This is a genomic window from Laspinema olomoucense D3b, assembly GCF_025370785.1.
GTDB classification, from domain to species: domain Bacteria; phylum Cyanobacteriota; class Cyanobacteriia; order Cyanobacteriales; family Laspinemataceae; genus Laspinema; species Laspinema olomoucense.
The window spans coordinates 1-14,977 of record NZ_JAMXFA010000029.1 but is presented as its reverse complement, the minus strand read 5'-3'; the positions used below and the strand labels follow the sequence as shown (position 1 = coordinate 14,977).

At 49.6% G+C, this 14,977-nt stretch carries 13 protein-coding genes; 7 read left to right on the top strand and 6 right to left on the bottom strand.

Annotated features, from left to right (window positions below):
• Positions 1-239: 239 nt before the first annotated feature.
• Entirely contained in the window at positions 240-617 is a 378-nt protein-coding gene (locus NG792_RS19545; protein WP_261197296.1) for a slr1601 family putative cell division protein, read from the top strand.
• 165 nt (positions 618-782) lie between these two features.
• Here NG792_RS19545 and NG792_RS19540 read toward each other — a convergent pair whose 3' ends face one another.
• From NG792_RS19540 to ctpA, 3 genes are all read right to left on the bottom strand, one after another.
• A complete protein-coding gene (locus NG792_RS19540) occupies positions 783-1,574 on the bottom strand; it encodes a tetratricopeptide repeat protein (RefSeq protein ID WP_261236506.1) in 792 nt (263 codons plus the stop codon).
• Positions 1,575-1,655: 81 nt separating this feature from the next.
• Entirely contained in the window at positions 1,656-1,835 is a 180-nt protein-coding gene (locus NG792_RS19535) for a hypothetical protein (protein ID WP_261236505.1), read from the bottom strand.
• Positions 1,836-1,885: 50 nt separating this feature from the next.
• On the bottom strand, positions 1,886-3,124 hold the full coding sequence (gene ctpA, locus NG792_RS19530; protein WP_261236504.1) for a carboxyl-terminal processing protease CtpA: 1,239 nt from the start codon (positions 3,122-3,124) through the stop codon (positions 1,886-1,888).
• Positions 3,125-3,631: 507 nt separating this feature from the next.
• On the opposite strand from ctpA, the gene petB reads away from it, so the two are divergent.
• Together petB and petD are read left to right on the top strand one after the other, a co-directional pair.
• On the top strand, positions 3,632-4,300 hold the full coding sequence (gene petB / locus NG792_RS19525; protein ID WP_261197300.1) for a cytochrome b6: 669 nt from the start codon (positions 3,632-3,634) through the stop codon (positions 4,298-4,300).
• A gap of 100 nt (positions 4,301-4,400) precedes the next feature.
• On the top strand, positions 4,401-4,883 hold the full coding sequence (gene petD / locus NG792_RS19520) for a cytochrome b6-f complex subunit IV (protein ID WP_261197301.1): 483 nt from the start codon (positions 4,401-4,403) through the stop codon (positions 4,881-4,883).
• Between the two features lie 140 nt (positions 4,884-5,023).
• Here petD and NG792_RS19515 read toward each other — a convergent pair whose 3' ends face one another.
• The gene (locus NG792_RS19515; RefSeq protein ID WP_261197302.1) at positions 5,024-6,679 is read right to left on the bottom strand and encodes a CHAT domain-containing protein; all 1,656 of its coding nucleotides are present in this window, start codon (positions 6,677-6,679) and stop codon (positions 5,024-5,026) included.
• Between the two features lie 330 nt (positions 6,680-7,009).
• On the bottom strand, positions 7,010-7,618 hold the full coding sequence (locus NG792_RS19510; RefSeq protein WP_261236503.1) for a hypothetical protein: 609 nt from the start codon (positions 7,616-7,618) through the stop codon (positions 7,010-7,012).
• Positions 7,619-8,424: 806 nt separating this feature from the next.
• On the opposite strand from NG792_RS19510, the gene NG792_RS19505 reads away from it, so the two are divergent.
• Both NG792_RS19505 and dusB read left to right on the top strand, forming a co-directional pair.
• Positions 8,425-10,125: an EAL domain-containing response regulator gene (locus NG792_RS19505; RefSeq protein ID WP_261236502.1), complete on the top strand. Its 1,701-nt coding sequence runs from the start codon at positions 8,425-8,427 to the stop codon at positions 10,123-10,125.
• 57 nt (positions 10,126-10,182) lie between these two features.
• Positions 10,183-11,199, top strand: a complete 1,017-nt coding sequence (gene dusB / locus NG792_RS19500) for a tRNA dihydrouridine synthase DusB (RefSeq protein WP_261236501.1) — start codon at positions 10,183-10,185, stop codon at positions 11,197-11,199.
• A gap of 100 nt (positions 11,200-11,299) precedes the next feature.
• On the opposite strand, the gene NG792_RS19495 is transcribed toward dusB, so the two are convergent.
• Positions 11,300-13,567, bottom strand: coding sequence for a RelA/SpoT family protein (locus tag NG792_RS19495; RefSeq protein ID WP_261197306.1), 2,268 nt, complete (start codon positions 13,565-13,567; stop codon positions 11,300-11,302).
• A 279-nt stretch (positions 13,568-13,846) separates the two neighbouring features.
• Here NG792_RS19495 and patD point away from each other — a divergent pair, with 279 nt between their 5' ends.
• Positions 13,847-14,218 carry a heterocyst frequency control protein PatD gene (gene patD / locus NG792_RS19490; protein ID WP_261197307.1) on the top strand — a complete coding sequence of 124 codons (372 nt, stop codon included), beginning with the start codon at positions 13,847-13,849 and terminating at the stop codon, positions 14,216-14,218.
• A gap of 111 nt (positions 14,219-14,329) precedes the next feature.
• On the top strand, positions 14,330-14,896 hold the full coding sequence (locus NG792_RS19485; protein ID WP_261197308.1) for a TFIIB-type zinc ribbon-containing protein: 567 nt from the start codon (positions 14,330-14,332) through the stop codon (positions 14,894-14,896).
• The last annotated feature ends 81 nt before the right edge of the window (positions 14,897-14,977 follow it).

Here is a 14,977-nt window from a genome sequence, read left to right as displayed (position 1 = left end):
CCAATCAGGATCCCCTAACCGGGTTAATCTGGGGGATGATTTGAGGATTCGGAATTTTTTGCAAGCATTTTTCAAAAAAAAGTCTTAAGGTAGGCGGTTGAGAGCTAAACAAGGGAGTAGAATTCAGGTGGGATACGCGCTTGTCCTGCCGCGCAACCACCAAGCCCGGTTTAGCTCCGGTAAATGCTTTTTTTGAATTGAAACTGATATTTCAGGCAAGGTAAGGGATAGTCACTCTCATGAATGCAATTCAACCCTCAACGCCCCATTTAATACCTGTGGAAACGCGACGTCCAAAAAGACGCGGGTTGTCGCAACAGCACCAACAGCGACATCTTTACCGGGCGATCGCCGCTGAAACCACGGTGAAGTTAGCCGTCAACGCGGTTCTTTCAGTGGTTGCCGTCTCTGCGGTGATCACCCTGCTTCCCTATCAACAGTCTCGGCAGCAGGATTTACAGGATATTCGTGCTGAAGTCAACCATGTTGAAACCCGCGTAAATCGCTTGCAGGCGGAACTGCAACGGTTGATGGCTCCGGAACAAGCGACGAGTATTATGGAAGAACATAGCTATCGGGTCGATCCCAATAAAGTTCAAATTGTGATTGATAAATAAGCCGACTGCGCCAGTGAAGCGTTAACCCTTGAACAAGGCTGGGATGGCGACGGGTAAAAGCAGGCTTTCAAAAATAGCATAACCCTGGCATCTCTTGCCGGTTATGCTTCCCTAACGGTTTTTGCCGGAGGAAGTAGGATGAGGGCTATCATGAGAAACTCTGGCTTAGGAATGGGGATCGGTGTCGGAAGAACCAATCAGTTCATGAATCCAATTTTTGACCAGCGATCGCAACCGGGTGGACACCTCAGCGGATGAAGCGGTAGATTCGGGCAAAAATTCCAGGGCCCGTCGATAGTCGGCGATCGCCGCATTCCATTCTCCCATCACATGATAGGTCCGGCCTCGTTCGGCAAAGATATGCCCTTCAATTTGCCCGAGTCCCAAGGCTATTTCAAAATTCTCGATCGCCAATTCATAGATTTCCATTTCGCGCAAAGTGATCCCCTGATTGATCAGCGCCCGCACGTTAAAGGGATTCAGGTCGATCGCCATGTCATAGTCCAAAGTCGCCTCTACGCGCAACCCTAACGCCGCATAGCAATTGCCCCGATTATTGTAGGCTTGGGACAGTTGAGCATCTAGCTCGATGGCTTGGTTATAATCCGCTAGGGCTTTCTCATATTCACCACTTTGAAAATACATCAACCCCCGATTGTTGTAGTCAATCGCACTGGCGAGATTCTGAGAGACTAACGAACTCAGCAGGGCGATCGCCCCGGCATAGTCTCCTCGTTGAACCGTCAAACTCGCTTGTTGACGTAACTGCTGCGGAGATAACCCTTGGGACCCCAACCCGATCCCCCTAGGGGAGGGACCTTCCCAGGTAGACCGGCGCTGGCGTTTGCCCCGTGCAGGGCCCTTGACCAGCCCCGACCCTGGATTGGACAAAGCCGAATCCGGAGTGCAGGGATAGCTATTTCTATGTTGCTGATGACCAAAAAAGCCAGGGTTCATACTGTTTCATCCTCTTCCATAACCCACTAGAATCACCTTACCGAGGTCCTCTCCAAGTTGGCTTTGCGGATGTGTCACTTTTCAATCCGGATCGTCCAGGGGGAGGGAGTGCGACTCCTCCTTTGTCCAACCGGCGTCCATCACTGCTGAACAGGTTAAGGCGATCGCCCCTAAACCAGGGATTTTAAATCCATTGAATGGTTTAGACCCGTAAACCGCTTCCGGTGGTTCACCCTTGACCACTGAGGGCCCTTGCCCCATGAAAGCTGAGTCGCTTCAGCACCCTTGGGATCGGGAAAACCGTCCCAACCCTAATGGACACCCGCCACCACCCTGGGATCAATGAGTAAGTCCAATGCCGCTTGATATTGGCGATCAAACTCCGTTGCCAAGCGATCGCGCGATATCGGATCTAATGCCACCTCTTTATCGGGAACGATCCCCAATTTATGAATATCCCGGTGATTTGGCGTTTCATACTTCGCTACGGTTACCGCTAATCCCGAACCATCGGCTAAGTCAAATAGGGACTGAATCAACCCCTTGCCAAACGTTTTTTCTCCCACCAACAAGGCCCGTCCATTATCCTGTAGAGCACCGGCCAGAATTTCACTGGCGCTGGCAGTCCCGCGATCGACTAACACGACTAAGGGATCGTCGGTCAGTGCTTCATCCATCGCTTCAAAGCTGCCGACTATGCCTTGCCGGTTTACTGTATAAACTATCGTACCGCCATTTAGCCACAGTCGAGCAATTTCTATCCCCGCTTGTAAGAGCCCCCCCGGATTGCTCCGCAGATCGAGAATGTAGGCATCTGCCCCTTGCTCCTCAAACGCCTGCACCGTCTGGGCAATTTCTGTTGCTGCATTGGCGTTGAATTGGCTCAGACGAATGTAGCCCACGGAACGACCATCTGGGGTTTGCTGCAATTTAGAGTTAACTGGGTTTAAGGCAATCAACTCCCGGACGAGAGGAACCTGTTCCACCTCTTGAGTTTCCTCTCGTCTAATGGTTAGGGTGACTGTGGTTCCAATGGGGCCGCGCATTCTAGCTGCCGCTTCATCTAAGGTTAAACCCATCGTAGAGGTTCCTTCAATTTCCAGAATGCGATCGCCCGGGCGCAATCCCGCTTTCTGACCAGGGGACCCATCAATCGGGGCAATCACAGCCACGGTTCCCGTTTCCTCATCTAGGGCAATTTGTAATCCCACCCCAGTTAGCTCTCCCGAGGTATTGACTTGTAAACTTCGATACTGCTCGGGTTTTAATAATCGGGTAAAGGGGTCATCCAAACTCGCGAGCATTCCTTGAATCTGCTCATAAGTTTCTTCGCGATTGGATAGGGGATGTTTCAGTGCCTTTTGGCGCACAAACCACCAATTTTGATGGTTAAAGCTCTCATCTACATAAGAGTAGTTAACGATTCGCCACGCTTGCGAAATCAACTGCTGCTCTTCGCTCAGGGCGAATGCCTCTGGCGTCCACCAGCCACAGGCAAGGGTAAATTGCAAGACCAATAATAGCCCTACTCGGAATACTCGTTTTGCCATAATGCCGATTTTGAAAGGTTGATCAAAGCTTATATCAAATTTATCAGTCTAAATATATGAGCTAAAGTTACCCCAGTTTAGGGGATTTAGCTATCTAGCATTGGGAGGGTTGACAAGAAAGGGTTTGGCTGCGATCGCCCTCTTGATCACTTCCCACCCACCCACGTCTAGGTTAAATTCGGGATTGGCGATCGCCTCGACAAAGACATTCAGGAATAGAACCGGAATTTGAGCCGGGGAATCTGGACCCCTAACCCTCCAATTCTAGATCCCACCCCAGGAGGCGATCGCTCACCCAGGGCGATCGAGCCACTTGAGGCTGACCTTTTCTCATAAAAGTAGCCCCCCACCTTCAAGGCTGATCCCCACCCCGATCCCTTGTACAGAAGGGCCAAGGGATTGGGGATTAGCCGCGATCGCCAAAGGGTCTTAGATTTATGAAAATAGTGTTTAGATTATGTTACATTTTGGAAGAAACGCATTAATCTTTTCGGAACGCTTGCTGCAATGTTTTCCAAAGAAGTAACGAACTCCAAAACATACCAGTGGTTTCAAGATCGCCTCGAAATTCAGGCGCTCGCTGAGGACATCACCAGCAAGTACGTCCCTCCCCATGTCAATATCTTCTACTGCTTGGGCGGGATTACGCTAGTCTGCTTCCTCATCCAATTTGCCACTGGGTTCGCGATGACCTTCTATTATCGCCCCACCGTTACCGAAGCCTTTTCCTCAATCCAGTACCTAATGACTGAGGTCAACTTCGGCTGGCTCATCCGTTCCGTTCATCGCTGGTCCGCCAGTATGATGGTCCTGATGATGATTCTGCACGTGTTCCGAGTTTACCTAACCGGCGGTTTCAAAAAACCTCGGGAACTCACCTGGGTCACCGGCGTGATCTTAGCAACGATTACCGTCTCCTTTGGCGTGACGGGCTACTCTCTCCCTTGGGATCAAGTGGGTTACTGGGCCGTTAAGATCGTCTCTGGAGTACCCGAAGCAATCCCCGTAGTTGGTTCTACCATTGTTGAACTGCTGCGCGGTGGTACCAGTGTGGGTCAAGGCACCTTGACGCGCTATTACAGCTTGCACACCTTCGTGTTGCCTTGGCTGATTGCCGTGTTCATGTTGCTGCACTTCTTAATGATTCGCAAGCAAGGTATTTCCGGTCCCTTGTAAAGAGATCCTTGCTATTCATCATGCTGACGATCGCTATATCCTTTTAGCAATTCCAGCCAAGACCTGCCGACCTTAACAATTAAGGAGAGGATTCTCAAAAATGTCTATTTTGAAAAAGCCGGATCTGAGCGATCCGAAGTTGCGGGCAAAATTGGCAATGGGGATGGGCCATAACTATTATGGCGAACCCGCTTGGCCAAATGACCTGCTCTATGTCTTCCCCGTAGTTATTCTCGGGACGATCGCCCTGTGTGTTGGATTAGGTGTTTTAGACCCCGCAATGGTCGGAGAACCTGCTGACCCCTTTGCGACCCCTCTGGAAATTCTTCCCGAATGGTATCTGTGGCCTTCGTTCCAGATGCTGCGTGTCGTTCCTAACAAACTGTTAGGAATTGCATTGATGGGTGCGATTCCCGTTGGTTTGATGTTGGTTCCCTTTATCGAGAATGTCAACAAATTCCAAAACCCCTTTCGTCGTCCTTTGGCGACGGCAGTCTTCCTGTTTGGTACTTTGTTCACCATCTGGTTGGGAGTCGGCGCAATCATGCCGATCGACAAGTCTCTGACTCTCGGTCTATTCTAAATTTTTCCCGGGTCAATTCCCGGTTAAATTATAGACGCCCATGTTCTCAGATGTGCAATTGTACCTCTGAGATAAAGCAAGGGCGTCTTTTCACATTTTATTCCCACAAACCATAGAAGAGCAACGGATGTTTGTTGATCTTACCCCTTCTCTCCTGTGTCATGAGTTTGCCATTCCTCAATCGCAAACTCTAACGTTTGACCCTGGGAACTGCCAAATTTTAATAAAATTCCTGATTCTAACTTCACTTCCTGATGGTGCACTTTTTGCCAACCATTACTACTTTTAATCAAAGTCCCATACCGAGAAAAATCCCGCAGAAAATAAGCGGGAACTGAACCTGTCCCTGACATATCTCGGTAAAAAATTTCGGCGTGTCGTTGGGAAACCCACCGTTCCTGTATCACCAGGTCGTTTTGAGACCGCCGACCCACCCGCATGAGGCCCCCCCGAATCGGCCAGACTTGATTGCTGACATCGAGCGATCGCAGATAAGCCAGACTAATTAAAGGCCGAATCCCCGAGGGTGTGTTCTCCGGGAGTTCTGTCTCCAGATAGTCCAAAGGTTGGATTAATTCCCCATTAAACTGCGGATGCATATAAAGGACAGGTAAGGTCCAAGCAGGTTGATTGAATTTATAAACCGTTAATAACTGCTGTCGGGCCACTGCTACAGCGCGATCAATGGACATTCGGTCTGCCAGGGCGCTGGTAAAGGCTTGAATAAAACTTAATGCTTCTTCATCGGTAATCGAGTCGCGCATTCCCAACACTGCCGGGACGCCATGATGAATCAGGACCTCAGCTAAACTACTGCGAGGAATCGCTTGTCCATTCTGGCGATCGCTCTGAGCGCCCCAACAAGCATTAAACACCGCTAAAGTCACTTCTGAGCGCACCAGCACTTGAGCCAATTCCGTCCCACTCAGAGGGGTCCCGCTGCGTAATAATAACTGACCGCCCGCAGGTGCACAGATGCCGTGACCCGCATAGAAGAAAATATTATAGTTTCCCGTTTCGAGGGTTTCAATCAATTCGCTGGGAGTGGGTTGGATTAAGGTATCCACATGGCAGGATACCGGGAGGATATTGTCACTCCCCTGACGGTTGCGATCGCTCGGTTCTAGGACCTGGGCTAAAGCATTCGCTTCTTTTTGCAGTTGCAGGCGGTTTTCTGGCTGGGAGGGATGACCGGGGGTCTCGACTTCTTCCCCTAAGACTAATAAAATTTTTAAAGATTGGGCGGTACAACGAATCCCCAGGGGGTCTACATCACTGGTGGTCCGGCTAAATCGCAATTGGGGATTGAGGCAAATGGTGGGTTTACCTGGACGGGGTTGCATGAGCTCCCAAGGCAACGCGATCAGTTCGGGGTCCCGAATTTCTAACTGAATCCGCAGGGGTCGGTCCTGACCCATTGCGATTCCCATGCTTTGGGCATAGCTATTTTGAAGCGCTTCCCCAAACAGCCATTGCCAAAGCTGGAGTCCTAACTGCTGCATTAGGCGAGCACTGTAACTGGCTGGAGACTGACTGCTGCTGGGGGTAAGCAGGGACAAGGCGTTGTCTTGGGATGAAGGCTGTAGATTCCAGACTGAGGGCAAGGGCTGTAGGGAAAATAGCTGATGCCACGCTTGCCAGGTTTGGGTGAGGCTATCGGGCCAGGGACAGTCATAATGAACGTAGCCACCGGGATAGGGGGCTTTCAGAACCCAGATGGCAAAGTGTTTGGCATCAGAGTTGGTATTTAATGGCGCGATCGCGATGCTCAGGCAAGGAATCTCAGACCAAGACATTCAACAACACTGGCTCTAATGTGAAAGGGACTTTTAACCAGTGTATCTGTTCTCGGGTGATGATGTTCAATTGAGGAATATTCGCTGATGATTACAGCAATATCCCCCGCCCTTTGTATGACATGGTGTGATCCAGTGTTTGGATTAACCCTATCAAGGCGATCGCGGGGGATACACCGATATATCAAGACTCTTTGTTGAGATGCTGAACCAGCCAAGGGGTTGAAGAAATGGGGATGCTTGGCCCAATGAGGTTGCCATCCCATTAAGAAAGTGTTGACCCTGAATTAAAGTTGAGTGCAAGATGATTAAAATAACACCCCCGGTAATTTATGCCGACAAATTTTCTAATTCAGAGACGGCATAACGGGCGATCGCCAAACTCAGGCGGGCTTTTTCAATCTCGGATAAGTTAGACCAGGTTTTCTCGCTCATGGTGGTTACCGTGGAGTCGAGGGATTCGCCTCGCATGGCGTAGGCAAAGGGTCGGGCTAAAACCTGTAAATCTTCCGGAGTCCACTGCGGCAGCAGTTCGCTGACACATTGCACTAATCTTTGAGCAATCGGGGTTGTGCTAGAGGTTAAGGTTTGAGCGCGTTCGGCGATCGCCTCTAACCAGCTAACAGGTACCTGTGTCCCAAATTTTTGCACTAAAGCTGCTCTAACAGTCTCTACTACGGAGGTTTGCGAGGGATTGGCGGACCACAGTCTCTCGAAAGCGGCGATCGCCGTTTGTGCTTGAGGTGCAAACTCAGCTTCGTCGGGCAACCACATGGGCGCAACGGAAGCTTCTACGGTGGAAAAATAAGTCTCACTCTCAAGGGCTGTTGGGTTCCAAGGGTAAGGAACTTCTATCTGGGTTAGTAGCTCTAAGAGTTCTAACTCCAGATGAGATTGAGAATATTCTCCACATTCAAGATCACGGGGTTGATTTGGCATGAATGATGCTCCTGGTGAGTGCATGGATGGATTTGCTTTGATATCGCTAGCTACAATAGCGGTTCTGTCCGTTCCGCAATCGGTGAGGGGATCGGTGGATAGGCATTTTTCTTCCACACCTTCTTTGCCTCTTCCTCCCTTTACCTTTCTTCACAAAATCCGTAATTTTTGGTTGAATTCTGACCCTGAAGGATTGTATTTGGCCAGAGAAAAAACCTAAAACAAAATATGAAAGCAGATTAAACGTTGAATTTTTCGGAAAAAGACCGATGACGAGGAGGGACTCACCGGAAAGGTTTCGCCTCGGGTAAGAGTGGCGATCGCAGGCGCTACTTTTCAGGCTTTCCTGGACTTCTAGGCCGGGATGGGAAGCGTGAGACCCAGCCCGCATCTTCTTTGACTATAGCGAACCTTCCAGGATTCTGACAATGGATCCGACGCCTGCTCCTCCGATGTGCGGGATGGGCGTAAGGGATGTCCCCCTGGTTCACATCTTGCTCGGTGAGAGTACACCATTCAAATAGCGAACCCCTTACTGCTCCCGAGCAAAACTCCTCTCAATGAGCAATCACGCGCCGGTCAGTCTTTGTTGAAAAATTAGCCACTCTAACTTACTGCCGCGCTCAGAACTTTATTCTATAATAAACTGGAAAGTCAGGCAGACAATCCCTAAGCATTGCTCAAGCGGTGAAACTGAAAGGATGTCTGCCATTTGCTTCAAGTCGGGGTGTATGTCAGTACAAATCAAGGCGATGTTGCCGAAAACACCGCTTTATGAATAAACGATTGTCTTAAAGAGAAACGGTATGACCAAAATATTAGTAATTGAAGATACATCGGAAATTCTGAATAATATCCTCGATTTTCTTGAAGCTGAAGATTTTGAAGGAAGTGGGGCTACCAATGGACGGGAAGGGGTTGAACTGGCCAAATCCGAGGGGTTTGATCTGATTATTTGTGATATTATGATGCCCGAACTGGATGGTTATGGGGTATTACAAGCATTAAGAGCGGATGCGAATACCGTCAATATTCCCTTAATTTTTTTGACGGCAAAGGGTGATCGCTCGGATGTGCGTCAAGGTATGAATCTGGGGGCGGATGATTATCTCACGAAACCCTTTACCAAGAAAGAATTACTAGAGGCGATCGAAGCCAGACTCAAGCGAACGGAACAGCAAACCGAACAGCTTAAGCAAGTGTCCGAACAACTTACTCTGTTAGAAAAATTTGACGCTCTCACGGGTTTACCGAATTGGTCAGGATTAGAAGGAAAAGAGGGTTTATTGCCCGAGGCGATCGCCCAAAGTCAGAGCAGAAATACCCTCGTTCCCTTTTTGCTTTTAGGGTTGGATAAATTTGGTCGAATTAATGATACCATTAGTTATGGAAATGGGGACTTAATTTTACAACAGGTCGCCCGCCGCCTCATTGATTTTACTGAACGATTGCAAGGAGGCGGTGCAGTTCGGATAGGGGGTGACGAGTTTGGAATTGTGCTCCCCCCGGTGACTGAGAAAGAAACTGCTGTGGCGATCGCCCAACAATTATTACAAGAAATCGCTCAACCCTACCAGATTGAACGCAAATCCATTCCCCTCACCGCCTCAATCGGCATCGCCTTTTATCCCACGGTATCAAATGTGGAAGAACTGCGCAGGCAAGCCGGGGTAGCAATGGGAGAAGTCAAGCAATCTGGAGGAAATTCCTCTAAAATCTATACCCGTCCCTTGTTTGGATTTGATACGGCTAAGGAGTTGGAACTCGCCTCCGATTTGCGGCGCAGTTGGGAGCAAAAACAACTGCAAGTCTTTTATCAACCTCGCATCGATCTCCGAAAGAAAAAAATCAGTTCAGTCGCGGCAGTCCCCTATTGGGATCATCCCCGATTGGGACCGATTCCTCCCGCTAAAGTCTTGTCTTTAGCGCAAGAAGTGGGACTGCTGCGAGAGATGAGTCAATGGATGTTACAAATCGCTTGTCAGCAAGGTAAAATATGGCAAAATGAGGCCAAACTCTCCGTGCGAATTTCGGCGAGCATCTCCGAACAATTACTGAATGATGTAAATCTAACGGCGCTCCTGATGGAGAGCTTAAAAAGCACGGGTCTCGACCCTGGATATTTGGAATTAGAGATTCCAGCCGAGGCGATCGCCAATGCAAAAAACCTGAATGCACTCGCCTCTCAATTCCTCCAATTCAAACGGCTGGGATTGCACCTCACCATCGCCCAATTTGGCATGGCCCAAAGTTCCCTCAATTATTTAGGAAATTTGGGTTTGGATAGTCTCAAAATCTCCCGCAGTTTGATTGGCAATCCCACTCAAAATGCTCCCATTCTAAATGCCATTATCCAAATGGCCCACGGCATCAATTTAAGGGCGATCGCGGATGGGGTGGAGTCCGAAGCTCAAGTCAATCTGTTGAAAAAACAAAAATGTGACGAAATTCAACAAGAAACAGCAGTTTCTGAACGTGAAATTAGGCGATTGTTCGGCAAACGATAAAGACCCAATCACCCCTGTCTTGCTTTCACCCCAATCGTGACGATCAGGAATTCAAAAATGCCCATTCTTTCCCCTGAATTGCAACAAAAGCTCGCAACTCCCCTGAAAATTGGTCACCTTACGGTAAAAAGTCGGGTCTTGCAATCCCCCTTATCCGGGGTTACAGATTTAGTCTTTCGTCGTCTGGTGCGTCGCTATGCACCGCACTCCATGATGTACACCGAAATGGTGCAAGCGAGCAGTTTGCGCTATCTGCGGGAGGTTCCCAAAATTATGGAAGTGGACCCCAACGAACAACCGATTAGCGTTCAACTTTTCGACTGTCGCCCAGATTTCTTGGCGGAGGCGGCAGTCATGGCTGTGGCCGAAGGGGCCGATACTATTGATATTAATATGGGCTGCCCGGTGAATAAAATTACCAAAAATGGCGGGGGTTCTTCGTTGTTGCGGGACCCCAAAACTGCCGAGGAGATCGTCCGTGCAGTGGTCAAAGCGGTATCGGTTCCAGTGACGGTGAAAACCCGCATTGGTTGGTCCGATCACGAGATTAATATCCTCGACTTTGCTAAGGGAATGCAAGATGCTGGTGCAGCTATGATTACGATTCATGGCCGGACGCGGGACCAAGGATATCATGGCAGTGCCAAGTGGGAGTGGATTCGACGAGTTAAGCAGGTGCTGTCAATTCCGGTGATTGGGAATGGGGATATTTTTTCAGTGGAAATGGCGGTACGCTGTTTGGAGGAAACGGGGGCCGATGGGGTGATGTGTTCCCGGGGGACTTTGGGATATCCGTTTTTAGTGGGAGAGATTGACCATTTTCTGAAAACTGGGGAGGAGTTGAAAGCACCCACCCCGATCGAGCGGTTGGAATGTGCGAAGGAGCATTTACGGGGGTTGTGGGAGTACAAAGGCGATCGCGGAGTGCAACAGGCGCGAAAGCATTTGACCTGGTATGTGAAAGGGTTTTACGGTGCCGGAGAGCTACGGGATCAGTTAGCCCGAGTGGAGTCAGTGGCCCACGGATGCGAGTTAATCGATCGCGCGATCGCCCAAGGGATGAGGGCTGAATGATATTGGTCGTTTGTCATTGGTCATTGGTCATTGGTCACTGGTCCCTTGACAAATGACAAATGACAAATGACAAATGACAAAAGACAAATGACCAATGACCTTAATCCGCCGCATTGCTTAGGCGTCGCAGATTCAGCACATCGCTGATTTGACGAATTTGGTTAAAGGTGCGTTCGAGTTGGTGGCGATCGCAAATATCGATCCCCAGTTCGATGGTTGCCGGTTTACCCATGTAGGTTTTTACGTTGGCGCTGCGCACGTTGACATTGTTATCTTTCAATCGAGACAAAATGTCATTCAGGACCCCGACGCGATCGAGGACGGCGATTTGAATCTCAACCGGATAGCTTTGAGGACGACCCTCGGAGCAATCCGTCGGATTCCAGTTGACGGGGACGAGGCGATCGCCGGGAATCCCTTCGACGTTGGAACAGCCTTGGCGGTGAATGGAGATGCCGCGATCGCCCCGGGTGACAATTCCAATAATGGCTTCTCCGGGGATCGGTGTACAACATCGAGCCAGATGATAAACCAATCCCTCTACTCCGGCGATCGGGTGTTTCCCTTTCGTCTGTGCTGGGGGAAGCGCGGCCCTGGCGGTGACTCCTGGCAATAACAACAACGGCTGAGTCTGAGCCAAGGTTTGGCGATCGGTAACTTCACCCCGGAGGCGATGCACCACTTGATTCAGGGTGAGTTCTCCATAGCCGACTGCGGCGAGTAAATCCTCCACACTGTGGTAATTGCAGCGTTGAGCCACTTGCAGCATCTGTTCAGATTTGAGCAGAGATTCAAATCCATTTTTGCCCAATTCTTTTTCCAACATATCCCGACCCCGTTGGACATTTTCATCCCGATGCGATCGCTTGTACCATTGGCGAATTCGGGTTTTCGCTGTTGTTGTAATGGCGAAATTCAGCCAATCTAAACTCGGATGACAATTTTTCTGGGTGAGAATCTCAACGATATCCCCATTATTTAAAGGAGTATCTAAGGTAACCAGTCGTTGATTGACCCGCGCCCCGGAACAATGGTTACCCACTTCCGTATGAATTCTATACGCAAAATCTACCGGCGTTGCGCCTTGTTTTAAGGAGATTAAATCCCCTTGAGGTGTGAAGACATAGACATCTTCATCAAATAAATTGTCCTTAACATTTTCCAGATACTCTTGAGCGTCTTTTAGGTCACTTTGCCATTCCAATAGCTGCCGTAACCAGGTGAATTTCTCGTCATCGTTATTGAGTTTACTGTGGCTGGATCCGGTCTCTTTATATTTCCAGTGGGCTGCGATCCCGTACTCGGCAACGTGATGCATTTCAACGGTTCGGATTTGCACTTCTATTGGCCTGCCTGTCGGTCCGAGGACGACGGTATGTAAGGATTGATAGCGGTTGGGCTTGGGTAGGCCGATATAGTCTTTGAAGCGACCCGGTAGCGGACGGAAGGCATCGTGAGCGATCGCCAATGCACGGTAGCATTCTTCGCTTTTTTGCACCAGAATTCTCACCGCTGCTACGTCGTATATTTCTTCAAATTTTTTGTTCTGGCGCTGCATTTTTTGGTAGATCCCGTACAGATGCTTGGGTCGTCCGCTGACTTCTGTACAACCGATCCCCAGTTCTTCCAAGCGCAGTCGCAAGGTTTCGGTGACTTTATTCAGGCGGTTTTCGCGATCAATCCGTTTTTCGGCAACGAGATCCTGCATCTGTCGGTAGGACTCGGGTTCCAGATACTTAAAGGCGAGGTCTTCGAGTTCCCATTTAAATCGACCGATCCCCAAGCGATTGGCTAGGGGTGCAAAGATTTCTCGGGTTTCCAGGGCGATGCGCTGACGCTTGACATCGGCGAGGGACTCTAGGGTGCGCATATTATGTAGGCGATCGGCCAGTTTCACCACGATGACTCGAATATCTTTAGCCATTGCCAGAAACATCCGGCGGAAGTTCTCCGCTTGCCGTTCGGTTTTGCTGGAAAAGTTAAATTTGGACAGTTTGGTGACGCCTTCGACGAGTTGGCGGACTTCTTCCCCGAAGCGTTCTTCGATTTCTTCGAGGGTAACTTCGGTATCTTCGACGACATCATGCAAAAACCCAGCGGCAATCATGGCGCTGCTGCCGCCGAGTTCCCGCAGGAGTCCGGCAACGGCGATCGGATGGATGATATAAGGCTCTCCGGATTTGCGCCGCTGACATTCATGAAGTTGATAGGCGAATTCAAAGGCCCGACAGATCAGGGAGTTATCGTTCTGGGATAGGTCGGGGTGGGCTGAGTCTGGAGATTCGTTATAGGAGATTAAACAGCTTTGCAGCCATTCGGGGATCTCGACATCAAAGGAGCAGGTTGGAGCAACGGGGTTCATTATCATAAGACTGTCTGAAGGATTAACGATGGGGTGGGCTTGAGAAGATTTATCAATTTTAGGGCATTTATTGTATCTTCAGATACAGAAAACCCGGAAATGAGGAGCTATTAGCTGAGGGTGGAGGGTCCCGATAGCGAGGTGGGCGGGAAATTTGAAAATCCCGAAGCTGTTCACACCGGACCAGAAACTCTGCATCGATCAGGCTTGCAATTTATATCTAAGTTAAAGTTTTATTAAATTGTACGGATTACCTACTTTAATATAAACAAATTTCTTCTACTTATGCTGCCGGATCTTCATACCCAGTGTTATCAAAATTTGATGCAAGCACTCAGCCAATTAGCCGAGACGGTCAATGCTCCGAATCCCGATCGAGCGAGGGTGCGAGCCAGTACACTTGAAATGCAACAATTTTTTCAGGAGCAAATTTTGAGGTTAGGGATGGATGAGCTAGACCCGGGTATGGTGTCCCTGGTGCAGTCGTTCCAGACGGAACTGCACAAGCAGATTCGGCTGCTGGGAAATGACGTGATGTTTTTAGGTTCGGCCCGACAACCGGAGACCCTTGAGCGACGTTGGTCTGAGGTCCGCGATCGCCTTAAGGGTTGCATCGGATACTGTGAGGCCATTTTGTCGATTCCTGCCCCCAATTAAGTTCCAGGGGCCCGGGTTAAGATCCGGAGTTGCGATCGCCCATCCTGGATTATCTAGCCCCAATTCGTTCCAAGTCCCATTTTTGAAGGTGTAACCGGGAAAGAAAGAGCAATGCAATGCCCAAAAGATAAGAATGAACCCCTAATCGATGGATTTTTGTCCGGGGATCTCCCCGTCAAGCACTGTGTGGAATGTCAAGGGAGTTGGATTTCCTCAACCGACTACGAACCCTGGCGATCGCAGCAACGTCGGCAGATGATTCCCCCCACCTACGTGACTCGCGAAGTCGGCACCCACTTCATTCCCCCTGAGACGGACATGAAAGCGGGATTATGTCCGGAATGTAATCGCTATCTTTCCCGTTCCAAAGTGATGGCAAAAAACCCGTTTTATGTGGAACGCTGTCCTAGTTGTGGCGGGTTCTGGTGCGATCGCGGGGAATGGGAAATTCTCGAAGAACTAGGACTCCATGATAGCCTAGAACAGATCTTTTCGGGGGAATGGCAAGCCCGAGTGCGATCGTTCCTTCAATCGGAAAAAGAACGCGATGCCACCATCGATAAACTAGGTCCAGAAGTTGCGGAAATGGTCTTCCAACTCGCGGAAGTTCTCGAACAACACCCGAATGGAGATTTCGGCGTAGCCTATTTAATGCGGCGCTTTGATAAACCGCAATAAGGAGTGGGGAGGATGGGGAGGATGGGGAGGATGGGGAGGATGGGGAGGATGGGGAGGATGGGGAGGATGGGGAGGATGGGG